A 24,423-nucleotide genomic window follows, 5' to 3' on the forward strand; every position below is an offset into this window, starting at 1 on the left:
TTTCGTCCCTTTTCAAAGCGAGGTGCCTGTCGGCCCCCAGTACCAGTAGGCGAAACCCATGGTCGCCCCCAGCACCCAATGTTCTACTGCGATAGTGCCACTCGCCACGAACACAGCCGCCGGCACGGCGACTGCTGCTGCCATGGCAAACAGCCAATGAATAAGGCGAAGGCGGTTCACTCCGCCGCAACACCCATGCGCATCCGTTCCATCTCCTCCAGCGCACGCCGGTACTCCACCGGCATGACCTTGCGGAACTTCGGCCGGAACTCGGTCCAGCGGTCGAGGATTTCCTTGGCCCGCTCCGAACCCGTGTAGTGCAAGTGGTTGGAGATCATCTGGTAAAGCCGCTCTTCGTCGTGGCGCGTCATATCTTCCGAGACGTCGACACGCCCCTTGTGCATGAGGTCACCACCATGATGGTGCAGCTTCTCCAGCATGTCGTCTTCTTCGGGAACCGGCTCCAGTTCCACCATCGCCATGTTGCAGCGCTTGGCGAAATCGCCGCTTTCGTCGAGCACATAGGCAACGCCGCCCGACATGCCCGCCGCGAAGTTGCGGCCCGTCTCGCCGAGCACCACCACGATGCCGCCCGTCATGTATTCGCAGCCATGGTCGCCCACGCCCTCGACGACGGCCAGTGCGCCGGAGTTGCGAACGGCGAAGCGCTCGCCGGCTACGCCGCGGAAATAGCACTCGCCGGTGATGGCACCATAAAGCACGGTATTACCAACAATGATCGCCTGCTCCGCCTTGAGACGTGAGTTCTCCGGCGGCCGAACGATGATGCGACCGCCTGAAAGCCCCTTGCCGACGTAATCGTTGCCGTCGCCCACCAGATCGAAGGTGATGCCGCGTGCAAGGAACGCCCCGAACGACTGGCCCGCCGTACCCTTCAGCGTCACATGGATCGTGTCGTCCTTCAGCCCCTTGTGGCCCCAGCGCTTGGCAAGTGCCCCCGAAAGCATCGCCCCGGCGGACCGGTCGACGTTCTTGATCGGCACCTCGAAGACCACCGACTCCTTGTTTTCCAGCGCCGGCATCGATTTCTCGATCAGCTTCCGGTCGAGAATGTCGTCGATCGGGTGCTTCTGCCGCTCGGTCCAGTAAGTCGCCTCCTTCGGAGCCTCCACCTTGTGGAAGATCTTCGTGAAATCCAGGCCTTCGGACTTCCAGTAAGCGATCATGTCGTCCTTGGACAAGAGCTCCGACATTCCGATGATGTCGTCGAGCTTGGTGAAGCCCAGCGCCGCCAGCATCTCGCGCACTTCTTCGGCAACGAAGAAGAAGTAGTTGATGACGTGCTCCGGCGTGCCCTTGAAGCGCTTGCGCAGCACCGGATCCTGCGTCGCCACGCCGACGGGGCAGGTGTTGAGATGGCACTTGCGCATCATGATACAGCCCGCCGCAATCAGCGGCGCTGTGGCGAAACCGAACTCGTCGGCGCCGAGCAGCGCCCCAATGATGACGTCGCGGCCGGTCTTCAGGCCGCCGTCGACCTGCAGCGCGATGCGTGACCGCAGCCCGTTCAACACCAGTGTCTGCTGCGTCTCCGCCAGACCGATCTCCCACGGGGAGCCGGCATGCTTCAGCGATGTGAGCGGAGAAGCACCCGTACCGCCGTCGAAGCCGGCGACCGTGATGTGGTCGGCGCGCGCCTTGGCAACACCGGCGGCAACCGTACCGACGCCGACTTCCGACACGAGTTTCACCGAGACGTCCGCTTCCGGATTGACGTTCTTCAGGTCGTAGATGAGCTGCGCCAGGTCCTCGATCGAATAGATGTCGTGGTGCGGCGGCGGCGAGATCAGGCCGACCCCTGGCGTCGAATGCCGCGTCTTGGCCACCGTCGCGTCCACCTTGTGGCCAGGCAGCTGACCGCCTTCGCCGGGCTTGGCACCCTGCGCCACCTTGATCTGCAGCATGTCGGCATTGACCAGATATTCGGTCGTCACGCCGAAGCGGCCCGATGCGATCTGCTTGATGGCCGAACGCTCGGGGTTCTGCGAGCCGTCCGGCAGCGGGAAATAGCGGTCGCTCTCCTCGCCGCCCTCGCCGGTGTTCGACTTGCCGCCGATCCGGTTCATCGCGATCGCCAGCGTCGTATGCGCCTCGCGGCTGATCGAGCCGAAGGACATCGCGCCGGTCGAGAAGCGCTTGACGATATCCACGGCCGGTTCGACCTCGTCAACCGAAACCGGCTTGCGGCCGATCTCCTCCGCCGTCTTGATCTTGAACAGGCCGCGGATCGTGTTCATCCTGAGCGCCGTATCATTCACCATTGCGGAGAATTCACGATACCGGTCCTGGCTGTTTCCACGCACCGCGTGTTGCAGTGAGGCGACGGCATCGGGCGTCCAGGCATGGCTCTCGCCGCGCATGCGGTAAGCATATTCGCCGCCGATATCGAGCGTGCGCGCCAGAACCGGGTCTTTGCCGAAGGCCGCCTGGTGACGTCGGACCGTTTCCTCGGCAATCTCCTTCAGGCCGACGCCCTCGATGGTGGTCGCCGTGCCGAAGAAGTACTTGTTGACGAGCTCGGAGGACAGGCCGATCGCGTCGAAGATCTGCGCGCCGCAATAGGACTGGTAGGTCGAGATGCCCATCTTCGACATGACCTTCAGAATGCCCTTGCCCACCGCCTTGATGTAGCGGCTGACGACTTCGCTGGCATCTACCTCCTTGGGAAACTCGCCGCGGGTATGCATGTCGATTAGCGTGTCGAAGGCGAGATAGGGATTGATCGCCTCCGCGCCGAAACCGGCGAGACAGCAGAAGTGATGGATTTCGCGCGGCTCGCCGGTCTCCACCACGAGGCCGACGGAGGTGCGCAGCCCCTTGCGGATCAGGTGGTGATGGACGGCAGCCGTCGCGAGCAGTGCCGGGATCGCGATACGATCCGGGCCGATCTGGCGGTCGGAAAGGACAATGATGTTGTATCCGCCGCGCACGGCTGCTTCCGCCCGCTCGCAGAGCCGGTCGAGCATTTCCGGCATGCCTTCGGCGCCGCGCTCGATCGCATAGGTGAAGTCGAGCGTCTTGGTGTCGAAGTGATCCTCCATGTGACCGATGGAGCGGATTTTTTCCAGATCGCCGTTGGTCAGGATCGGCTGGCGCACCTCCATCCGCTTCGCCTTCGCCATACCCTCATGGTCGAGGATGTTGGGACGGGGGCCGATGAAGGAGACGAGGCTCATCACCAGTTCCTCGCGGATCGGGTCGATCGGCGGGTTCGTCACCTGCGCGAAGTTCTGCTTAAAATAGGTATAAAGCAGCTTCGATTTTGCCGACATCGCTGAGATTGGCGTGTCGGTCCCCATCGAACCGACAGCTTCCTGCCCGGTCGTCGCCATCGGTGACATCAGGATCTTGGTGTCTTCGGTGGTGTAGCCGAAGGCCTGCTGGCGATCGAGCAGCGACACGTCGCGGCGCAGCGCCCGCGGCTCGACCGGACGCAGCTCTTCCAGGATGATCTGGGTGCGGTCCAGCCAGTTGCGGTAGGGATGCTTGGTGGCAAGCTCGCTCTTCACTTCCTCATCGGAAATGATGCGCCCCTTCTCCATGTCGATCAGCAGCATCTTGCCCGGCTGCAGGCGCCACTTCTTGATGATGGTTTCTTCCGGCACCGGCAGAACGCCTGCTTCCGAGGCCATGATAACGCGGTCGTCGGAGGTGACGACATAGCGCGCCGGACGCAGACCGTTGCGGTCGAGCGTCGCGCCGATCTGCTTGCCGTCGGTGAAGGCAACCGCTGCCGGTCCGTCCCACGGCTCCATCAGCGCCGCATGGTATTCGTAGAATGCCTTGCGCTCAGGCGACATCGACTGGTCGCCGGCCCAGGCTTCCGGGATCAGCATCATCACCGCATGCGCCAGCGAATAACCGCCGCGGGTGAGGAATTCGAGCGCGTTGTCGAAGCAGGCCGTGTCCGACTGGCCTTCGTAGGAGATCGGCCAAAGCTTGGAAATGTCATCCCCAAACAGCGGTGATGAGACCGAGGCCTGGCGCGCCGCCATCCAGTTGACGTTGCCGCGCAACGTGTTGATCTCGCCGTTGTGCGCGACCATGCGGTACGGGTGCGCCAGCTTCCACGAGGGGAAGGTGTTGGTGGAGAAGCGCTGGTGGACGAGCGCGACGGCAGATTCGAAGCGCGGGTCGGACAGGTCCTTGTAATAGGCGCCCACCTGATAGGCGAGGAACATGCCCTTGTAGACAATCGTCGAGGACGACAGCGACACGGGGTAGAAGCCGGTCTCTTGGCCGCCAAAGGCATCGTAAATCCGGTTCGAGATCACCTTGCGCAGGGTGAACAGCTTGCGTTCAAAATCCTGATTGGTCGCAGCATCGCGGCCAGCGCCGATGAAGATCTGCACGTGATGCGGTTCGGTGGCGGCGATTTCCGGCGCCTTTGACAGCGACGAATTGTCCACCGGCACATCACGGAAGCCGAGGAACTGCTGTCCCTCCTCCGCGATCACGTCCGAAATGACCTTCTTGAAATGGGTGATCTGCTCCGGATCGCGCGGCATAAATATGTGCCCGACGGCATACTCGCCGGCCTTTGGCAGCGTGACGCCCTGACGGGCCATCTCTTCACGGAAGAAGCGATCCGGTATCTGCACCAGGATGCCCGCACCGTCGCCCATCAGCGGATCGGCCCCGACGGCACCGCGGTGCGTCAGGTTCTCAAGGATGAAGAGGCCGTCCTTGACGATCTGATGCGACTTCTGGCCCTTCATGTGCGCGATGAAGCCGACGCCGCAGGCATCGTGCTCGTTGCGCGGATCATAAAGCCCCTGCGCAGCCGGCAAGCCCGACGGCACGGATGGACGATTGACTACAATGTCGGCCTCTCGGGCAAACGCGCCAGCGGCATGCATGTCAACGGTCTTCGTCATCGTCGTTTCCTCCTTCGGTCCCGCAGGACAAGGTGGTTGAGTTGTATCAGGGGCAATTTAGCGCCGGCACCGTCGGCGTCCTCCTCGCAAGAAGGGGATCAGCAGATCGAAATAGGACAGCAATTATGACCTATTTCGCATCGATCTATGCCATAGCTTACCGGGCATCACAAGAGCGGGAGCCCCACAATCGGAAGTGAGCCGACAGAAGATTAGCACTGCCGCGCGATTCACGTAATTTTCTTACCTCCGCCCGCGGCTTAACAATCTCTTTTTGCTACCAGTCGAACAACGGGAACCGCGGATTGATCCGCCTCTAAAAAACGTTAAGGTCCCAGCTCTCCCAAACACCAAGGAATTCCTCCCGATGTTCTTTGCCTCAGACAACTGGGCCGGCGCGCACCCGGCCATCAATGAACGGCTTTTGCGTGAATCCACCCGCTTCGCCGCTGCCTATGGCACCAGTGAACTGGACCGGTCCATCGAGCAGCGCTTCAACGAGATCTTCGAACGGGAGGTCGCCGTATTCTTCGTCGCGACGGGAACCGCCGCCAATTCGCTGGCGCTTGCCAGCATCGAACGCCCCGGCGGCGTGGTTTTCGCCCACAGCGAGGCTCATGTGATCGAGGACGAATGCGGCGCGCCCGACTTTTTCAGCGGCATGCGGATGATACCCGTCGAAGGCGCAGAAGGAAAGATCAACCCTCTCAATCTCAAGGCGCGCATGGCCCGCTACCCTCAGGATGCCGTCCATCACGGCCGCGCCGCCGCCATTACCCTGACCCAGGCAACTGAAGTGGGCAGCATCTACAGCCTCGATGAAATCCAGGTCATTGCCGACATCGCCAAGGGAGAAAGTCTTCCGCTCCACATGGACGGCGCTCGCTTTGCCAACGCATTGGTGGGGCTGGACGCGACGCCGGCTGAGATGACCTGGAAGCGCGGCGTCGACATTCTCTCCTTCGGTGGCACGAAGAACGGCTGCTGGTGCGCCGAGGCCATCGTCTTCTTCGACCCCGATATGGCCAGGGAACTACCCTTCATCCGCAAGCGCACAGCCCAACTCTTCTCCAAGTCGCGATTCATCGCGGCACAGTTCGAGGCTTACTTGAAGGATGGCCTGTGGCTGGAACTGGCCGCCCATGCGAACGCAATGGCCGACCGGATGCGTCAGGGCTTATCGGCATCCAACAGCGCCCGGATGGCGTGGCCGACCCAATCGAACGAGGTTTTCGCCATCATACCGAAGGGTTCCGCAAAGGCTGCCGGCGAAAAGGGCGCGAAATTCTACGACTGGCTCCAGCCGAGGGACATGCAGGAGGCGGTATCGGAAGACGAGACACTCGTGCGCCTTGTGACCAGCTTCGCGACGACGCCAGACGACGTCGACGCCTTTCTGGACGCGATTGCTTAGCCCTCGCAAAGCCCCTGCCTTCCTCTTATCGCTCGAGACGATCCGTGATGGTCGACTGTTCGCGACCGCCGGTCAGGCGAGGAAGGGCATGGTGTTCAAATGGAAACGGCCCCTCCGGGAGGAGGAGCCGTTGGATGCGGGACAGGAAGGCAGACGTTAGTTGATCTGCTGCGGAGCGACCTGCGCCTCGATGGTCTTCGGCGCATCGGATGCCTCGGCGGCGATCGCAATGCGGCGCGGCTTCATAGCTTCCGGGATGTTGCGCAGAAGGTCGATGTGAAGCAGGCCGTTCTTGAGAGACGCTGCCTGAACTTCCACATGGTCGGCCAGCTGGAAGCGGCGCTCAAACGCGCGCTTGGCAATACCACGGTAAAGATATTCGCTCTGCTCGGTGGTTTCCTCTTCGCCCTTTTCACCCTTCACCGTCAGTACATGCGCATGGGCCTCGATCGAGAGTTCCTTCTCGTCGAAGCCGGCAACCGCCATGGTGATGCGATAGGTGTTTTCGCCGGTGCGCTCGATGTTGTAGGGCGGATAGCTCGGCGCCTGTTCGGTCTGGCCACGCGTATCAAGCAGGTTGAAAAGACGATCGAAACCGACCGTGGAGCGGTAGAGGGGGGAGAAGTCGACGTGACGCATAAGTGTCCTCCTGGGAAGCGACGTTGCGATTGGTTTGGTGATCTCCACATCCCGAAAAGGCGATGCGGCGACCGTTTGACGAGCCCGTTTGGCGCCCGCAGAAGTTAGATGGGAATTGCAATTTTCGGCGTCAAGACCTCGCATTGCCGCTGCGTGGACCGCTGAATGATACATGAATGGGACGGTCAAACCGGGTTCAGCCGGAACCACTATAACCACAGCGATCGACGGCCAGAGTGTCGTCGTCGACTGAAGCCACGTCCCTTCTCTTCAGTCCTGCTGCCGGAGCAAGGCTTTCTGCCTGCTCCGGCTTTTTTCCTTGACCTTGCCAGCCCAGCGCCTATCGCTTGGCGAAACCTCGCGAGCCCAGGACCGATGGACGACATCCTTCACCTCACGCCGGACAATCCGCCACCCGCAAACTACACCGCCGGATATTTCAGCGGCTACAAGGGCGTTAGGCTTCGCTATGCGATCTTCCGCTCCGACGGCGCACCTGCGAAGGGCACCGTCGTCCTCCTCCACGGTCGTAACGAGTTCATCGAGAAGTACTTCGAAACCATCCGTGACCTGAACGCGATGGGGCTGTGGGTTGCAACCTTCGATCTGCGCGGCCAGGGCGGCTCTGATCGCTTGCTGAAAAATAAGCGCAAGGGCCACGTGCGGCGGCTGGCACATTACGAACGGGATCTGGAGATCTTCCTGGAGCAGATCGTCCTTCCGGATACCCGCCTTCCCTTCTTCCTGGTCGCTCATTCAACCGGCGCGCTTATCGCTCTGTCGGCGGCGCCCCGTCTTTCCAATCGGATCAGTCGCATGGCGCTTGCGGCACCCTACGTCGGCCTGCGGCATGAGCGCCTGCCGATCGGACTGATCCGGCCGCTCGCCGCCCTCGCCTGTTGGACGGGTTTGGGCAATCTCTCCACCGGAGGTAACCGCAGCCATCGGCCCTTCGAGGGCAACCCGCTCACGTCGTCGAAAGAGCGTTTCGCTCGCACCGCAAACATCATGGAGGCGCATCCGGAACTCACCGTCGGCGCTCCGACGTTTCGCTGGCTGCACGAGACGCTGAAGGGCGCGAAACGGGTGTCTCAGCAGGAGCACCTGACCCACATCACCATCCCGACGCTCCTGCTGGCGCCCGTTCTCGACGGCGTCATCCCCTATGTCGAGCAAGAAAAACTGTCCCGCAACTTCCGTGCCGGCCAGTTGGTGACGATCAACGGCGCCCGCCATGAACTCTTCCACGAGCGCGATATCTACCGCGTTCAGGCCCTTGCCGCGATCGAAGCGTTCATGCCGGGATTGGACGGCGGGATGGACCTTTCCGAGACAGCGGCCTAAATCCCTCAGCCGCCGCGCAGGATGCTGATCGCTTGCGCGTGCAACTCACCCGTCGCTGCCGCTATGATATTGCCGCCCGTCTCGGGCCGGCCACCATCCCAGGTCGTGATGACGCCGCCCGCTTGTTCGATCAAAGGAATGAGCGCACCGACGTCGTAAGGCTTCAGACCGCTTTCAATCACCAGGTCCACATGTCCGGCGGCAAGCAGGGCGTAGGCATAGCAATCGGTACCATAGCGGAAAAGCCGAACATGTCGTTCAACGGCGTGATAACGCTCCGCCTCCTCCTCCAGGAAGATGTGCGGCGAGGTCGTAAATAGGATCGCGTCCGACAGCGTGGTGCAGGCGCGTGTTCGGATCTGCCGCTCCCCATCCGGGCCGCTATACCAGGAGCGCTCCCCGTCGGCGAAATACCGTTCTCCGGTGAAAGGTTGGTCCATCAGCCCCATCACCGAACGGCCACCGCTCTGGAGACCGATCAGCGTCCCCCAGACCGGCACGCCGGAAATAAAGGCGCGCGTGCCGTCGATCGGGTCGATGACCCAGATGTGCTCGCGATCCAGGCCGATGCTGTCATGTTCCTCGCCGAGGATGCCGTGCTCGGGAAAGCGCTCTTCGATCAGCCGGCGGATAGCCGTCTCCGCCGCCCGGTCTCCTTCGGTCACCGGATCGAATCCGCCTTCCAGCTTGTTTGTGACATAGGCGCCGGTCCGGAAGCGCGGCAGCGTCTCCGCCATTGCGGCGTCGGCGAGGGCACAGAAGAAGGCGCGATCGGGAACCATAAAAGACCTCATGACGGAAATGGTCCGGCCGTTCTAACCGGGATAGGGCAAGATGCAATGTGGGAGAACTGCAACAGCCGCTGTCTAAAATATAGACATGGCGTCTGCGTGCTTGACAATTGTGCAACGCAAACGTAGCGTCACATCACAGTCTTTGACTGTAATGCCCTCCTTGGGTGTTTCCTCCCTAGACTAGCCGCGCCTCGGCGCGGTTTTTTTTGCCCGCCTTGTCGGCGACCTACTCCGCGGCCAGCGCGGTGGTGCTGCCGAATTCCTCGGCGAATTGCGCCATGCCGCGCATGAAGGTGGACAGGGCTCCGACCATCGACTCAAAGTCAGGCCGCTTTTCAAGCGTCACCTCGTCCATGTAGAGCGCCCGGCTGATCTCGATCTGCAGGGCGTGGAGGCCGCGAACGGGTCGTCCATAATGTTCGGTGATGAAGCCCCCGGCATAGGGCTTGTTGCGCACCGACGTGAACCCCAGTTCCGTCAGCAGACTGATCGCGGCCCGGGACAAGTCCGCCGAGGCGCTCGTGCCGTAGCGATCGCCGATGATGATGTCGGGGCGGATGTCCGACCCAGAGACGCGGATGTTGCCCGGCATCGAGTGGCAGTCAATGAGGACACTGAAGCCGAAGCGTGCGTGAGTGCGCGCGATAAGACGACGCAATGCGGCATGATAGGGCTTGTAGATCTCCTCGATGCGCGAAAGCCCCTCGTCCACGCTTAATCTGCGCCGGTAGATCTCCATATTCTCCGCCACGATGCGCGGGATGGTCCCTAGGCCGCCCGCCACACGCAGCGAACCGATGTTGACGAACGGCGGCAGCGGGCCGTCGAACATCTTCGGGTCCAGTTCATAGGGCTCGCGATTGACGTCAAGATAAGCACGCGGGAAATGAGCTGCGAGCAGCGGCGCGCCAAGAGCCGGCGCGGCAGCGAACAATTCATCAACATAATGGTCGGCGGAGCGGCGAATCGCAATCGAGTCCAGCCTAGCATCATTCAGGAAGGAGGTCGGATAGTGGCGCCCGCTATGAGGGGAATTGTAGACGAAAGGCAGTGTCTGAGCGGTCGGTTCTGTGATTTCGAAATGATGATAATCGCCCGCTGCCCGATCCATCTAGCCTTTACCATGTCGCGAACTTCCCGATGCGGCATGTTGCCAGTTGCCTCTGGTGAAGTCCATACTATCTATCTGTTCTAGTGAACTGCGTCTGCCGCCATTAAATGGGCGTTTACCCTGATTTGGCTAGGCTGCATGCTCCAACTTTCTCGTGATGATGGACGACGACCCACGGATGATACAGAAAATTCTTCTCGCGGAAGACGACAACGACATGCGGCGCTTTCTGGTCAAAGCGCTTGAGAAGGCTGGCTATGAAGTATCCTCCTTCGACAACGGCGCAAGCGCCTATGACCGGCTGCGCGAAGAGCCTTTTTCGCTGCTCCTGACCGACATCGTCATGCCCGAAATGGACGGTATCGAACTCGCCCGGCGCGCCACCGAGCTCGATCCGGATCTCAAGGTGATGTTCATCACCGGCTTTGCCGCCGTCGCGCTCAACGCCGACTCCAAGGCCCCCAAGGATGCGAAAGTCCTCTCGAAACCCTTCCACCTCCGTGACCTCGTCAACGAGGTCAACAAGATGCTGACGGCCGCCTGAGGGGCAAGAACGGGATAGGCGCGGCCCTTCGAAAAAGCTTCGCATTCCTGACCAAAAACCAGTTGACGGCCCGACCACCATATGATCTATGCGCCGACATCGGATGGGCGTGTAGCTCAGCGGGAGAGCACTACGTTGACATCGTAGGGGTCACAAGTTCGATCCTTGTCACGCCCACCATCCAGTTTCAGATCAAGGGCTTCCGACGCATCGGAAGCCCTTTTTCGTCGCCTCCTGCAGACCGGCCTTGGCGTCACCACGCCTGCTTTGCCAGCATTGGCTGATGTTGGGACTATACGCCTCCTTGCCACCGATACCGGAACTCTTGGCTGGAACATCGGCAGCTTCCACGGCGTTGTCAGGTCCGAAAGAAGAGGTGTCGAACATGCTGAAGTGGGCTTTGATCTTTCTTGTGATCTCTATCATCGCTGGTTTCCTCGGCTTCTCCGGGGTTTCTGCTGCGACCGCGACCATTGCAAAAGTTCTGTTCTTCCTCGCCCTCTTCGTCTTCCTGATCTTTTTGGTTCTCGCCTTCATGGCAGGAAGTCTCGTGTTCTAGGGAGGCGGTTCCGCCCCTGGCGGGCGCGCATCTTCCTGCGAGGAGATGCACTCTCCTCTTTACCATCCATTAACCATACACTTCATAGGTTGCAGAACAGCGATCATGACACTCGCGATTCCTTAATGTCCTCAGCAACCTAGCTAAGGTTATCCCGTGACATCCTTACACACCAATATTGCGGCGCAATCCGCGCTTGCGACGCTGCGCGCGATCGGCGGCCAGATGAGCCACACTCAGCAACAGGTTTCCTCAGGTCTGCGTGTCGCCACGGCAGAAGACAATGCGGCGTACTGGTCGGTGGCAACAACCATGCGGTCGGACAATCTAGCGCTTTCGGCAGTACAGGATGCGCTTGGCCTGGGCGCGGCAAAGGTCGACACCGCCTATGCGGGCATGAATGCCGTCTCGGATATCCTTTCACAGTTCAAGGCTCGGGTTGTCGCTGCCGCGGAAGAAGGCGTGGACCGCGCAAAGATTCAGGAAGAACTGGAGCAGCTCAAGCAGGAAATCCTCACCATCGCCCAAGGGTCGAGCTTCAGCGGCGAGAACTGGCTGTCCACGAACATCGCCGACATGTCCGACCCACGTCAGGCAACGGCGTCTGTTGTCTCGGCCTTGATTCGCGATTCCTCGGACCGTGTTCACGTTTCCAAGGTTCCCGTCGACCTGCGCCAGATGGCACTGTTCAATACCACCGCCGGCGGGCTGCTGCAGGCTGAGCCGATTCGAACGGGGACGTTCGGAGGGCTGAACGGCGGCTATCCGATAGACGGCTACGGCTCTTCCGCCAGAACTAGCGCCTACTTTCCAAATCCCGTTACATTTTCTGCAGGAGAGCAGGTATCCTTCGACATCACCATGGACGCGGGTGATACGTCCGATGGGAAAACCTATAGTGTCATCATTGACGAAACAGTTGTTAACGATGCACTTGGGGTTTCCACCGGACAGATCAGTGTTGGCTCTGACCTGGCGAAGGTCTTCAACAAGGCCTTAGAAAACGCGCTTGTTCCAGCACACTCGAGTCCCACGAGCTACTTTCGAGTGGACCCGTTGGACAATACCAGTCCTTGGCTAGACGACGGTGCCGCAATCCGATCCGACGACGGCCTCCCTGGCATCGAATCCAGCATCCGCATCAGCCACCTCACCTCGACCCTGCCCGGCGCCGAAACCTTGGGGTTGTATAACGGGCAATTTGACCAGGGTGAGGTCGCCTGGGGCGCTTTCGGTTTCACCGAAGCTTTCGAACTCGGTGATGCCGAAGCAATTTCTCTCACGCTTCAAATCAATACCGAAGTCTCCACCACGGTGATCATTCTGAAGCACGACATCAACCAGGCGCTCGGCATTCGCACGGGGCTCGTGTCTGACGCTGAGGATCTTGCGAAGGTCCTGGACTACAAGCTGGGAGATTTGGGTATCACCGCTTCAGCAAACTCGACTGTGGTTTATCTGGACTTGGAGCCTTCCGCGCATCCGGCCCTTGGAAAGCATTCCTCTTTCTCGGTAACCGACGTTCAGGCCATTGCGGCACCCACCAATTTCGGCATCCTTGATGTCGACGTCACCTCCTCATATCGCTCCGTCGACGTCCTTTTGCAGGGCGTCGAATATATGGCGGAAAAGGTTGCCTCGGCTGCCGCACAACTGGGTTCGCTTCAGTCGCGCATCGAAATGCAGTCGTTCTTCGCAGACAAGCTGGGCGACTCCATCAACCGCGGCATCGGCAGACTGGTGGATGCCGACATGGACGAGGCCTCAACGCGTCTCAAGGCACTGCAGACGCAGGAGCAACTGGCGGTACAGTCGCTGTCGATTGCCAACAGCAACTCGGAAACCATCATGCAGCTCTTCCGCTAAACTCCGCCTGCGGGGGGAGCAGCAACAGCTCCTTCCCCCTTGCATCGTGCTCGAGAGCCATTAGACACTGACACAGTCAGCTTCCAAAGCACGAGTTTCAACGGCAGGCGAACCGATATGGCAGTGAGGATAGTCCCGGTGATCATGGCGGGCGGCAAGGGGACGCGCCTTTGGCCGTTGTCACGGGCCAGTGCACCGAAACAGTTCATCCAGTTCGTCGGCGAGCATACGCTTTTTCAGCAAACTCTTGCGCGGGTCTCCGACACCGCGCTCTACGATCCGCCGGTGATCGTCACAAACCAGGAGTTCCGCTTCCTGGTTGCCGAGCAGGCGCGCGAAATGGGCGTTGAACTTGGAGGCACGCTTCTGGAGCCGATGGCACGCAACACGGCGGCGGCCATTGCGGCAGCCGCCGTCTTCGTTGCCAGCTGTGCCGGGGAAGAGGCGGTCCTGCAGGTGCTGGCCTCCGACCATGAGATCGCCGCCGACGAGGACTACCTCGCAGCCATCCGCATCGCCCGCGAGGCCGCCTGCTCCGGCAAGCTTGTCACCTTCGGGATCACTCCGACGGAGCCGGCCACGGGATACGGCTACATCGAGGTTGGCGAAGCGCTGGCAGGGGGCGCGCATGCGGTCAAGGCCTTCGTCGAGAAGCCGCAGGCTGCCGAGGCTGAACGCATGTTGGCCGCCGGCGGCTTCTGTTGGAACTCCGGCATCTTCATGTTTACCGCAGGCCAGGTCCTGCACGAGATGGAGATCCATGTGCCCGAGATCGCCGCCGCCGCCCGCGCGTCCGTCGCAACGGCAGTTGCAGACCTCGACTTCATCCGGCTCGATGCCGAAGCCTTCGCCACAAGTCCCGACATCTCGATCGACTACGCGATCATGGAGAAAACCGGCAATGCCGCCGTCGTGCCCTCCTCGTTCGCCTGGTCGGATCTGGGGAGCTGGGACGCCGTGTGGAAGCTTGGCCGCCGCGACGATGCAGGAAATGTCGTCTCCGGAAACGCCACCCTCCTCGACACGAAGAATTCGCTCGTCATGTCGCGCACGAGCCATCTAGCCGTGCAGGGCATGGAGAATGTCGCCATCGTTGCCAGCGAAGACGCCGTCTACATCGGGCGCCTGGAGGACAGCCAGCAGGTCGGCAAGCTGGTGAAGCGCCTTGCTGCGGACAAGGAAACCGCACCGCTGACGCGGGATCACCCGACCTCCTACCGCCCTTGGGGCGGCTATACCTCGATCCTCAATGGCGACCGCTTTCAGGTCAAGCGCCTCTTCGTCCTGCCGGGCAAGAAGCTTTCGCTGCAAAAGCACCACCACCGCTCCGAGCACTGGATCTGCGTCAAGGGCACCGCCGAGGTTACGATAGGCGACGAGGTGAAGGTCGTGAGGGAGAACGAGTCGGTCTATATTCCCCAGGGTGAACTTCACCGCCTCGCCAACCCGGGCAAGATCATGCTCGAGATGATCGAGGTGCAGACCGGCTCCTACTTGGGTGAAGACGACATCATCCGCATCGTCGACGAGTTCGGCCGCAGCTAGATTGCGAGACCCGCCTCGCATCTTGTGCGAAGGCGGGTTCCTGACGCCGCACACCGCTTCCGTCGCACGCTCGATTAGCCACAAAATTCCCAGCAGTGACGCAAAGCTTGCCTTGCTTTCCCTTGCCGCATTGCACACACTCGAATCCATTCTCAACGCGCCGGCCCCTGGGAGCCAGAACTACGTATGGCAAAGGCACCGGCAGGGGATTTGGATCGGCGGCGCCGAGAGCCGGGTCTTGACTATGCACCCCTACCCGGCATCGCTGATGAGATGATGGACGGCGATGGCGGCATCCGCCCCGCCTGGCGACAGTTCACAACCGCGCTGGCGGCGATGTCGGAGCACCAGCTTCACGAGCGCTTCGCCCGCGCCGATCGCTATCTCCGAGACGCCGGCGTCTTCTATCATTCCTATGCTTCCGAACCGCATGCCGAGCGCCACTGGCCGCTTTCGCATATCCCGGTTCTTATTGACGACCGCGAGTGGGCCATCGTCTCAGAGGGGCTGATCCAGCGCGCGGACCTGATGGAGACAGTGCTCGCCGACATCTACGGAGACAACCGGCTCGTAGGAGAAGGCCTCCTGCCGCCGTCCCTCATCGGCTCCAACCCCGAATTCCTGCGGCCGATGGTCGGCGTTAAGCCCGCAGGCGGTCACTACCTGCATTTCTGCTCTTTCGAGATTGGCCGCGGCCCTGACGGAAAATGGTGGGTGCTGTCGGACAGAACGCAGGCGCCCTCGGGAGCCGGCTTTGCGCTGGAGAACCGCGTCGCCACCACCCGTTCCTTCTCCGACCTCTATGCAGAGATGCATGTCCACCGGCTGGCCTCCTTCTTCGGCAGCTTCCGGGAAACGCTGCAGGCGCAACGCCCCTCGCCGGATCATCGCATTGCGGTGTTGACCTCCGGCTCGGCAAACGAAACCTATTTCGAACACGCCTACCTCGCCCGCTATCTCGGCTTCATGCTGCTGGAGGGGGAGGATCTCGCGGTCGTCAACCGGCAGCTTATGGTTCGAACGGTCGCAGGATTGAAACCGATCGGCGCCTTGTGGCGACGGCTGGATGCCTCCTACGCGGACCCGCTGGAGCTCGACCAAACCTCGCACATCGGCGCACCGGGAATGGTGGAGGCGTTGCGGTCGGGTTCCGCGATGATGATCAATGCCCTCGGCTCGGGCATCCTCGAAACGCGGGCGCTGCTAGCTTTCACGCCAGCGATCGCGCGCCGGCTTCTCGGCGAAGAGCTGAAACTGCCGTCGATCGCCACGTGGTGGTGCGGTCAGGAAAATGAACGCAATCACGTTGCCGCGAATATCGAGCGCATGGTGATCGGTCCGGCTTTCTCCACACGCCCCTTCTTCGATGACCAGGGCCAGTCGGTGCTCGGCCGCTCGCTGCGCGACACCGCCCGGGAACGCGTGGGTGACTGGCTTGCCACCGATGGCGCCAAACTCGTCGGCCAGGAGGTCGTAACGCTGTCTACGACGCCCGCTTTTCAAGATGGAAAACTGGTCCCGCGGCCGATGTCGCTGCGGGTCTTCGCTGCACGCACTGAGAGAGGTTGGCAGATCATGCCAGGTGGTTTCGCCCGTATTGGTGCGGGAGACGATGTCGCGGCAATCGCCATGCAGGCAGGCGGAACGGCAGCCGATGTGTGGATCGTCAGCGAGACGCCTGTGGCGACACCGACCCTTTTGCCGCGGGAAGGCACCGTCGAACGAGCCGCACCCGGCAGCCTGCCAAGCCGCGCCGCCGACAACCTCTTCTGGCTCGGCCGCTATACAGAACGGGCGGAAGGCTCCCTGCGCATCCTGCGCGCCTGGCACCAGCGGTTCTCAGAAGCGGCCGATCCGCGCCAGCCGCTTCTGGCCGACGTTGCAGGCTATCTCGAAGCGGTCGGCATCTATGCGGCCTCGAGCGGCGTGCCCGCGCCGCTCCTGCACAGCATCGAAAGTGCAAGCTACGCCGCGGGCAATATCCGTGACCGCTTCTCCCCCGATGGCTGGCTTGCCCTCACAGACCTCGCCCGCACCGCCCGCCGCTTCCATGAAACTGTCAGCCCCGGTGACGATGCTGCCCATGCCATGACCGTTCTCTTGCGAAAGCTCGCAGGCTTTGCCGGTCTTGTGCACGAAAACATGTACCGCTTCACCGGCTGGCGCTTCCTGTCGATCGGCCGCTATCTGGAGCGTGGGCTGCACATGACGCGGCTTCTCGGTCATATGTCCGGAGCGGACGCTCCCGACGGTGCTTTCGACATGCTGCTCGAGATCGGCGACAACGTCATGACCCATCGCCGCCGCTACAACGTCAACACGACCAGCCTGACCGTCACCGACCTTCTGGCGCTCGATCCGGTCAACCCGCGCTCCATCCTGTTCCAGTTGAACGAGCTGCGCACGGAGATCGAACAACTGCCGAACGCCTATGTCGACGGCCAGATGTCGGAGGTTTTTCGCCAGATCATGCGGCTCCAGTCCGGGCTTGCGGTGATGACCGCCGATGACATGACAAAGGACGGCTACGTTAAGCTCGAGCGGGACATGGAGTACCTCTCCGAAACCCTCGCCCGAACCTATCTGGCCTGAACGCCCGATGCGCTACGACCTTTCGCTTCACATGGGCTACGCCTACGACGTGCCGGCCTCCAATGCCCGGCACATGATCCGGCTGCTGCCCCTGGAAATCCCCGGGCGCCAGACGCTGCTTGACGGGTCCATCGATGTCTCCCCCTCACCGGAAGACATGACCACCTTCACCGATTTCTTTGGCCAGCCCGCCACGTCCGTCCTCCTGCGCGCTCCGCACCGCCGGCTCGACATCCGGATGAAGGCTCGGGTGCTGGTCGAGGACTGTCCGGTCCGGCCGGAAAACTGGACCACGCTGCGGGATCTGCCGAAGGAGCTGGCTGCGATCTGGTCGCTGGATCCTGCCTCGCCTCATCATCTGGCAGCACCGGGCGCGCGTACCCCGTACGTCCCGGAGATCGCCACCTTTGCCGGCGACATGACTCAGTCGGAGCAGACGGTTCGGGAGGTGGCTTTCGCACTTTGCGATTGCATCCATCGCGAGTTCGCCTACGACGGCAACGCCACGACTGTCGATACCACGCCGCAGGAAGCCTTCCGATTGCGACGTGGCGTCTGCCAGGATTTCGCTCACGTGATGATCGTTGCCCTGCGCAGCCTCGGCATTCCCGCCGGCTATGTCAGCGGCTTCCTGCGCACGAATCCTCCGCCGGGCCAGGAGCGCCTGGAGGGAGCCGACGCCATGCATGCCTGGGTACGGGTCTGGTGCGGGGACGCGATGGGATATGTGGAACTCGACCCGACCAACAACATCGCGGCCGGTGCCGATCATATCGTCGTCGCCTATGGCCGAGACTACGCCGACATCGCCCCTGTGATCGGCGTACTGAGGGGTCACGGCGGGCAGACGATCGAGCAGGCCGTGGATGTGGTTCCTCACGACTAGCCGTGCCGGCGTTTCCGCCGATACCGTTAAAATGCAATCCAATCGCTTAGCCGTTCCTCCACGGGTTCCTGATACAGCTTCTCCGTGGTTCAGGTGCATGAACAGGGAAGACGGCGATGATGGCGAACAAACGGATATCGCGGCTCCTCGAGGACCGCAGCGGCAATTTCGGTATGATGACGGCAATCCTCCTGCCGGTCCTGATCGGAGCCGGCGGCGTTGCCCTCGATCTTACAAACATGATGATGTCGAAGACGCAGTTGCAGGAAGCAGCCGATTCTGCGGCACTTGCGGCCTCCACCGCGCTTGCTACGGGTGAAGCCGTCAACGAAGCGGCGGCCAAGGAGATCGCCAAGCAGTTCTTCATTGCCCAGATGGGGAATTCCATAGGCTCGGAAGCGGCAAGCGAGATGGCGGCGACGACCGCTGTCGACATCAAGACCACCACCACCAGTGCCGGCACGAACTTCGAAGTCTCCGTCGGCTCGAGTTACGACGTGGCATTGACGCCGTTGATGGGCGTATTCGGCTATCAGACAATGAACATTGCGACGAACAGCACGTCGACGAGCGGCATCAGCGAGAAGGAGACCGCACTCTCGATGGCGCTCGTTCTCGATGAATCAGGGTCGATGGACTGGAATACGACGACTGTCGAGAGCAAGACGTGCAAAAAGAAAAAGAATTGGAGTGACGAGTGCAAGGAATGGGACATCACTTACGTAAAGAAGATCGCTGCTCTCAAGATGGCAGCGAACGCCCTGTTCAGCGCTCTGGATGACGCAGATCCAGAGGGAGATCTGACGCGGACCGGTGCAGTATCCTACAACCACAACGTCATGGGACAGACCCAGCCACTCATGGGATGGGGCACCTCCGCGGCACGCACTTATGTTGCAGGCTTGCCCGAAAAACCGGAGGGAGGAACGGACGCCAGCGGGGCAATGGAGGTCGCACATCTTGGGGTCCAAAAAGCCCCCGACGGAAGCGATAGCGAAAGTGAAGAGCACGAAAAGAAAGAGAATGAGACCGTCGAGCGATTCATCGTCCTCATGACGGACGGTGAGATGACCGGCTACAGCAACCAGTGGAACCCCACGATCGATGCGGCGGTGCGGGATCGCTGTGACGATGCGAAGGAGGCAAAAACGCGTGTCTTCACCGTCGCCTTCATGGCACCCGACAAGGGAAAGCAGTTGCTTCGCTACTGTGCCAGCACGGCGAGTGACTACTACGAGCCGGAGACCATGGAGCAGCTGGTATCCGACTTCTCCCAGATCGCGAAGGAAGCGGTCAAAGCTCGTACGCTACTCACCCACTGATTTTACTCCGCCGTCTGTCATGAACCCGCCCTCACCGGCGGGTTTTCTTTTGTCGTTATTCCACGGCCTCCTTTCCTCCACGCCTTTTTTCCGCCGATTCAATCGGTTTGTTGCCAGCATCCCGCAAGGATGCGTAAACTTCGCACAATGCAAATCAGGGACCAATGGCCGAAGCGGGCCTCTCCCATCCTGCTCCACCAGAAGAATTGGCGAACCCATGGACAACACCCTTCCCACCGTTGATATTCCCCAGCCGCCGCCGCGCAGCACCAATCCGCAGATCCTCGCCGAGGAGATCATCGAGCGCCTGACCTACCGGATCGGCAAGGACGCGAAGGTGGCAAAGCCGCACGACTGGCTGACCGCAGCGATTCTCGTGGTGCGTGACCGGATTATCGACCGGTGGATGGAATCCACCCGCCGCGCCTACCGGAACGGCGACAAGCGGGTCTATTATTTGTCATTGGAATTCCTGATCGGCCGCCTGCTGCGCGATGCCGTCTCCAATCTCGGCGTCATGGAAGATCTGAAGGAGGCTCTAGGGTCCCTCGGCGTTGATCTCAATGTCATCGTAGGGCTGGAGCCAGATGCGGCGCTCGGCAATGGCGGCCTCGGCCGTCTTGCGGCCTGTTTCATGGAAAGCATGGCGACCGTCGACATTCCTGCCTATGGTTATGGCATCCGCTATATCCACGGCCTGTTCCGCCAGCAGATGGCGGATGGCTGGCAGGTTGAACTGCCGGAAACATGGCTTGCTCACGGGAACCCGTGGGAATTCGAGCGCCGCGAAAGCTCCTATGAGATCGGCTTCGGCGGCTCGGTGGAAACCATCGGAGGCTACGACGAGCCTCCCCGCTATGTCTGGAAACCGGCCGAGCGCGTCATCGCCACCGCCTATGATACGCCGGTCGTTGGCTGGCGCGCGCAGCGCGTCAACACGCTGCGTCTCTGGTCCGCCCAGCCGATCGACCCGATCCTGCTCGACGCCTTCAACGCTGGCGACCACATCGGCGCGCTGCGCGAAAGCAACAAGGCGGAGGCGCTGACCCGCGTTCTTTATCCGGCCGACGCCACGGCGGCCGGCCAGGAGCTTCGCCTGCGCCAGGAGTATTTCTTCTCGTCCGCCTCCTTGCAGGACATTCTGCGCCGGCATCTTCAGCAGTATCCCGACTTCTCGAACCTGCCGGACAAGGTCGCGATCCAGCTGAACGACACCCATCCTGCCGTCTCCATTGGCGAGATGATGCGCCTGCTCATCGACGTGCACGGCATCGAATTCGAAGAGGCGTGGAAACTCACGCGCGGCACCTTCTCCTACACCAACCACACGCTTCTTCCCGAAGCACTCGAAAGCTGGCCCGTGCCGCTGTTCGAGCGCCTCCTGCCGCGCCACATGCAACTGGTTTACGCCATCAATGCCAAGATCCTGCTTGAGGCGCGCAAGAAAAAGGGCTTCAACGACACACAGATCCGCTCGATATCGCTGATCGACGAGAATGGCGATCGCCGGGTGCGCATGGGCAATCTCGCCTTCATCGGCTCGCATTCGGTCAATGGCGTCTCCGCTCTGCACACCGACCTGATGAAGGTTACGGTGTTCCAGGACCTCCACAAGCTCTATCCACAGCGCATCAACAACAAGACGAACGGTATTACGCCCCGTCGCTGGCTGATGCAGTGCAACCCCGAACTGACCTCCCTCATCCGCGAAGCGATCGGTGAAAACTTCCTCGACGACACGGAGGCTCTGCGTGCACTCGACGATTTTGCTGACGATCCCCCCTTCCAGGACAAGTTCGCGGCGGTGAAGCGGGCGAACAAGGTCCAGCTCGCGAACCTGGTCGGTAGTCGCATGGGGGTGCGCGTCGATCCCTCGGCGATGTTCGACATTCAGATCAAGCGTATCCATGAATACAAGCGGCAGCTTCTCAACATCATCGAAGCCGTCGCCCTCTACGACCAGATCCGCTCGCGTCCGGAGCTGGATTGGGTGCCGCGCGTCAAGCTCTTCGCCGGCAAGGCCGCTCCGAGCTACCACAACGCCAAGCTCATCATCAAACTGGCAAACGATGTCGCCCGGGTCATCAACAACGATCCGGCCGTGCGGGGTCTGTTGAAGATCGTCTTCATCCCGAACTACAACGTGTCTCTGGCCGAGGTCATGGTTCCCGCCGCCGACCTCTCGGAGCAGATTTCGACAGCCGGGATGGAGGCTTCCGGCACCGGCAACATGAAGTTTGCGCTCAATGGGGCTCTCACCATCGGCACGCTGGATGGCGCCAATGTCGAGATGCGGGATCATGTCGGCGAAGACAACATCGTCATCTTCGGCATGACGGCGGAAGAAGTGGCCGAACTCCGCGCCGACGCCTATGAGCCGCGGACCGTCATCGAGCGGTCAAAGGAGCTTGCACAGGCTTTGGATGCGATTGCTGGGGGCGTCTTTTCTCCGGACGACCGCTCCCGGTTCACCGGGTTGATCGACGGCATCTACAACCATGACTGGTTCATGGTCGCCGCCGATTTCGATGCCTACGCGGCCGCACAAAGAACCGTTGACCAAATCTGGACCGACCCTAAATCATGGTATTCAAAGACAATTCGCAATACCGCCCGGATGGGTTGGTTCTCCTCTGACAGAACCATTCGCCAATACGCGTCGGAGATCTGGAGAGCCTGATGACAACATCGCCGCGGTCTGCCGACGACGGAAGAGCCCCTGGCGAAATTCCGGCGTCCGAGATCGAGGCGATCGTGGAAGGACGGCACGCAAACCCGTTCGCCGTCCTTGGCATCCATAAGCTCTCCTCCGGCTATCATGTCCGCTGCTTTATTCCCGGCGCGGAGGCCGTTTCTGTCTTCGCGCTCGACGGCACTCCGCTTGGAGAGCTGAAGCAGCGCCATGAGGCGGGCTTTTTCGAGGGACCGGTGGAGGCGCAGAACCTCCGCCCGATCCGCTATCGCGCACGGCGCGCCGATGATGAGTGGGCCGTCACCGATTGCTATAGTTTCGGTCCTGTGCTCGGCCCGATGGACGACTATTTCGTCCGCGAAGGTTCACACCTGCGTCTCTTCGACAAGATGGGGGCTCATCCGATCCGGCACGAAGGCGTGGACGGCTTCCATTTCGCAGTCTGGGCGCCAAATGCGCAACGCGTCTCTGTGGTTGGCGATTTCAACTCTTGGGACGGCCGCATGCACGTCATGCGGCTGCGGGTCGATACCGGCATCTGGGAGATCTTCGCCCCGGATGTCCAGGCAGGTTCGTCGTACAAGTTCGAGATCGTCGGCAGTGAGGGCAATGTACTCCCCCTGAAGGCGGATCCCTTTGCCCGCCGCGCAGAGCTTCGCCCGAAGAACGCCTCCGTGACCACGCCCGAACTCAAGCAGGAGTGGGAGGATGAGGCCCACCGGCGCCATTGGGAACAGGCGAACCACCGCCGGCAGCCGATCTCCATCTATGAGGTGCACGCCGGTTCCTGGCAGCGCCGCGAGGACGGCAGCTTCCTGTCCTGGGATGAACTGGCTTCGCGCCTCATCCCCTACGTCACGGACATGGGCTTCACCCATATCGAACTCCTGCCAATCACCGAGCATCCTTATGATCCGTCCTGGGGGTACCAGACGACCGGGCTCTACGCGCCAAGCGCCCGCTTTGGCGACCCGGAAGGCTTCGCCCGCTTCGTCAACGGCTGCCACAAGGTCGGCATCGGCGTCATCCTCGACTGGGTTCCCGCCCACTTCCCGACGGACGCGCACGGCCTCAGCCATTTCGACGGCACCGCCCTCTACGAGCATGAGGACCCTCGCAAGGGCTTCCATCCGGACTGGAACACAGCGATCTACAATTTCGGCCGCCTGGAGGTTCTGTCCTATCTGATCAACAACGCGCTCTACTGGGCCGAGAAATTTCACCTCGACGGCCTGCGCGTCGATGCGGTGGCGTCGATGCTCTACCTCGACTACTCGCGCAAGTATGGCGAGTGGATCCCAAACGAATACGGCGGCCGCGAGAACTTGGAAGCCGTGCGCTTCCTGCAAAAGCTCAACACGCTTTCCTACGGCAACCATCCAGGCGTCATGACGATCGCCGAGGAATCGACCTCATGGCCGAAGGTGTCCCACCCGGTCCACGAAGGCGGGCTCGGCTTCGGCTTCAAGTGGAACATGGGCTTCATGCACGACACGCTGAGCTACATGAGCCGCGAGCCGGTGCACCGCAGGCATCACCACAACGAGATCACCTTCGGGCTGACCTATGCCTTTTCGGAGAACTTCGTCCTGCCGCTCAGCCACGACGAGGTGGTGCATGGGAAGGGTTCGCTGATTGCCAAGATGGCCGGCGACGATTGGCAGAAATTCGCCAACCTGCGCGCCTACTACGCCTTCATGTGGGGCTATCCGGGCAAGAAGCTGCTCTTCATGGGTCAGGAGTTTGCCCAGTGGAGCGAGTGGAGCGAGGCGAAGTCGCTCGACTGGAACCTCCTGCATTATCACCAGCACGAGGGCATGCGGCGGCTTGTTCGCGATCTCAACATTACCTACCGCGCAAAGCCAGCCCTTCACGCTCGCGATTGCGAGCCGGAAGGCTTCCAGTGGCTGGTCGCCGATGACGATGAGAACTCGGTCTTCGCCTGGCTGCGCCTCGCACCTGGCGAAAAACCTGTGGCAGTGATTACCAATTTCACGCCCGTATATCGCGAAAATCACCGAATCCCGTTGCCAAAAGCGGGCCGCTGGCGTGAAACCCTCAATACGGATGCGGAGATCTACGGCGGCGGCGGCAAGGGCAATGGTGGTCGCGTGCAGGCCGTCGATGCGGGAGGAACCATCAGCGCGACGATGACATTGCCGCCGCTGGCGACGATCATGCTTGAACTGGAACAGTCATAAACAAAGGGGGGAGGAC

Annotated in this window: 16 protein-coding genes and 1 tRNA gene; 12 read left to right on the top strand and 5 right to left on the bottom strand. The window is 61.2% G+C overall.

The genetic code is table 11. From position 1 onward, the window contains the following. Nucleotides 1-12: 12 nt before the first annotated feature. Both LXM96_RS21550 and gltB read right to left on the bottom strand, forming a co-directional pair. Nucleotides 13-144, bottom strand: coding sequence for a hypothetical protein (locus tag LXM96_RS21550; RefSeq protein WP_262913452.1), 132 nt, complete (start codon nucleotides 142-144; stop codon nucleotides 13-15). A gap of 32 nt (nucleotides 145-176) precedes the next feature. Beyond that, a complete protein-coding gene (gltB, locus tag LXM96_RS02855; RefSeq protein WP_239996833.1) occupies nucleotides 177-4,898 on the bottom strand; it encodes a glutamate synthase large subunit in 4,722 nt (1,573 codons plus the stop codon). Nucleotides 4,899-5,265: 367 nt separating this feature from the next. Between gltB and LXM96_RS02860 the strand changes: the two genes are divergently transcribed. Then, on the top strand, nucleotides 5,266-6,312 hold the full coding sequence (locus tag LXM96_RS02860; RefSeq protein WP_239996834.1) for a threonine aldolase family protein: 1,047 nt from the start codon (nucleotides 5,266-5,268) through the stop codon (nucleotides 6,310-6,312). Between the two features lie 156 nt (nucleotides 6,313-6,468). Here LXM96_RS02860 and LXM96_RS02865 read toward each other — a convergent pair whose 3' ends face one another. After that, nucleotides 6,469-6,951 carry an Hsp20 family protein gene (locus LXM96_RS02865; RefSeq protein WP_239996835.1) on the bottom strand — a complete coding sequence of 161 codons (483 nt, stop codon included), beginning with the start codon at nucleotides 6,949-6,951 and terminating at the stop codon, nucleotides 6,469-6,471. 375 nt (nucleotides 6,952-7,326) lie between these two features. Here LXM96_RS02865 and LXM96_RS02870 point away from each other — a divergent pair, with 375 nt between their 5' ends. After that, complete coding sequence (locus LXM96_RS02870; protein WP_239996836.1) at nucleotides 7,327-8,295, top strand: alpha/beta fold hydrolase; 969 nt, start codon at nucleotides 7,327-7,329, stop codon at nucleotides 8,293-8,295. Nucleotides 8,296-8,300: 5 nt separating this feature from the next. Here the strand turns inward: LXM96_RS02870 and hisN are convergent, their stop codons facing one another. Then, nucleotides 8,301-9,077, bottom strand: a complete 777-nt coding sequence (gene hisN / locus LXM96_RS02875; protein WP_239997194.1) for a histidinol-phosphatase — start codon at nucleotides 9,075-9,077, stop codon at nucleotides 8,301-8,303. A 238-nt stretch (nucleotides 9,078-9,315) separates the two neighbouring features. Then, nucleotides 9,316-10,200, bottom strand: a complete 885-nt coding sequence (locus tag LXM96_RS02880) for an N-formylglutamate amidohydrolase (protein WP_239996837.1) — start codon at nucleotides 10,198-10,200, stop codon at nucleotides 9,316-9,318. A gap of 178 nt (nucleotides 10,201-10,378) precedes the next feature. Between LXM96_RS02880 and cpdR1 the strand changes: the two genes are divergently transcribed. The 10 genes from cpdR1 to glgB all read left to right on the top strand — a co-directional run bounded on the left by cpdR1 (nucleotide 10,379) and on the right by glgB (nucleotide 24,407). Beyond that, nucleotides 10,379-10,744, top strand: a complete 366-nt coding sequence (gene cpdR1 / locus LXM96_RS02885; RefSeq protein WP_239996838.1) for a response regulator CpdR1 — start codon at nucleotides 10,379-10,381, stop codon at nucleotides 10,742-10,744. Between the two features lie 105 nt (nucleotides 10,745-10,849). Next, a tRNA-Val gene (locus LXM96_RS02890) sits at nucleotides 10,850-10,924 on the top strand. Nucleotides 10,925-11,129: 205 nt separating this feature from the next. Further along, entirely contained in the window at nucleotides 11,130-11,303 is a 174-nt protein-coding gene (locus LXM96_RS02895) for a DUF1328 domain-containing protein (RefSeq protein ID WP_239996839.1), read from the top strand. Nucleotides 11,304-11,459: 156 nt separating this feature from the next. Continuing rightward, a complete protein-coding gene (locus LXM96_RS21705) occupies nucleotides 11,460-13,169 on the top strand; it encodes a flagellin N-terminal helical domain-containing protein (protein ID WP_239996840.1) in 1,710 nt (569 codons plus the stop codon). Between the two features lie 117 nt (nucleotides 13,170-13,286). Beyond that, complete coding sequence (locus LXM96_RS02905) at nucleotides 13,287-14,714, top strand: mannose-1-phosphate guanylyltransferase/mannose-6-phosphate isomerase (RefSeq protein ID WP_239996841.1); 1,428 nt, start codon at nucleotides 13,287-13,289, stop codon at nucleotides 14,712-14,714. Nucleotides 14,715-14,900: 186 nt separating this feature from the next. Further along, nucleotides 14,901-17,306 carry a circularly permuted type 2 ATP-grasp protein gene (locus tag LXM96_RS02910; RefSeq protein WP_239996842.1) on the top strand — a complete coding sequence of 802 codons (2,406 nt, stop codon included), beginning with the start codon at nucleotides 14,901-14,903 and terminating at the stop codon, nucleotides 17,304-17,306. Between the two features lie 7 nt (nucleotides 17,307-17,313). Beyond that, the gene (locus tag LXM96_RS02915; protein WP_239996843.1) at nucleotides 17,314-18,192 is read left to right on the top strand and encodes a transglutaminase family protein; all 879 of its coding nucleotides are present in this window, start codon (nucleotides 17,314-17,316) and stop codon (nucleotides 18,190-18,192) included. 116 nt (nucleotides 18,193-18,308) lie between these two features. Beyond that, on the top strand, nucleotides 18,309-19,514 hold the full coding sequence (locus LXM96_RS02920) for a TadE/TadG family type IV pilus assembly protein (protein ID WP_239996844.1): 1,206 nt from the start codon (nucleotides 18,309-18,311) through the stop codon (nucleotides 19,512-19,514). Nucleotides 19,515-19,731: 217 nt separating this feature from the next. Then, entirely contained in the window at nucleotides 19,732-22,194 is a 2,463-nt protein-coding gene (locus tag LXM96_RS02925) for a glycogen/starch/alpha-glucan phosphorylase (protein ID WP_239996845.1), read from the top strand. Beyond that, nucleotides 22,194-24,407: a 1,4-alpha-glucan branching protein GlgB gene (gene glgB, locus LXM96_RS02930; RefSeq protein WP_239996846.1), complete on the top strand. Its 2,214-nt coding sequence runs from the start codon at nucleotides 22,194-22,196 to the stop codon at nucleotides 24,405-24,407. Before LXM96_RS02925 ends, glgB begins: the two co-directional genes overlap by 1 nt. Nucleotides 24,408-24,423: the final 16 nt, after the last annotated feature.

Origin of the sequence: Rhizobium halophilum (assembly GCF_021648825.1) — a bacterium.
Classification (GTDB): Bacteria; Pseudomonadota; Alphaproteobacteria; order Rhizobiales; family Rhizobiaceae; genus Neorhizobium; species Neorhizobium halophilum.

Bases quoted from the DNA above. Each gene is read 5' to 3' on its own strand.
- LXM96_RS21550 (WP_262913452.1), bottom strand. From the start codon at position 144: ATGGCAGCAGCAGTCGCCGTGCCGGCGGCTGTGTTCGTGGCGAGTGGC.
- gltB (WP_239996833.1), bottom strand. From the start codon at position 4,898: ATGACGAAGACCGTTGACATGCATGCCGCTGGCGCGTTTGCCCGAGAG.
- LXM96_RS02860 (WP_239996834.1), top strand. From the start codon at position 5,266: ATGTTCTTTGCCTCAGACAACTGGGCCGGCGCGCACCCGGCCATCAAT.
- LXM96_RS02865 (WP_239996835.1), bottom strand. From the start codon at position 6,951: ATGCGTCACGTCGACTTCTCCCCCCTCTACCGCTCCACGGTCGGTTTC.
- LXM96_RS02870 (WP_239996836.1), top strand. From the start codon at position 7,327: ATGGACGACATCCTTCACCTCACGCCGGACAATCCGCCACCCGCAAAC.
- hisN (WP_239997194.1), bottom strand. From the start codon at position 9,077: ATGGTTCCCGATCGCGCCTTCTTCTGTGCCCTCGCCGACGCCGCAATG.
- LXM96_RS02880 (WP_239996837.1), bottom strand. From the start codon at position 10,200: ATGGATCGGGCAGCGGGCGATTATCATCATTTCGAAATCACAGAACCG.
- cpdR1 (WP_239996838.1), top strand. From the start codon at position 10,379: ATGATACAGAAAATTCTTCTCGCGGAAGACGACAACGACATGCGGCGC.
- LXM96_RS02895 (WP_239996839.1), top strand. From the start codon at position 11,130: ATGCTGAAGTGGGCTTTGATCTTTCTTGTGATCTCTATCATCGCTGGT.
- LXM96_RS02905 (WP_239996841.1), top strand. From the start codon at position 13,287: ATGGCAGTGAGGATAGTCCCGGTGATCATGGCGGGCGGCAAGGGGACG.
- LXM96_RS02910 (WP_239996842.1), top strand. From the start codon at position 14,901: ATGGCAAAGGCACCGGCAGGGGATTTGGATCGGCGGCGCCGAGAGCCG.
- LXM96_RS02915 (WP_239996843.1), top strand. From the start codon at position 17,314: ATGCGCTACGACCTTTCGCTTCACATGGGCTACGCCTACGACGTGCCG.
- LXM96_RS02920 (WP_239996844.1), top strand. From the start codon at position 18,309: ATGATGGCGAACAAACGGATATCGCGGCTCCTCGAGGACCGCAGCGGC.
- LXM96_RS02925 (WP_239996845.1), top strand. From the start codon at position 19,732: ATGGACAACACCCTTCCCACCGTTGATATTCCCCAGCCGCCGCCGCGC.
- glgB (WP_239996846.1), top strand. From the start codon at position 22,194: ATGACAACATCGCCGCGGTCTGCCGACGACGGAAGAGCCCCTGGCGAA.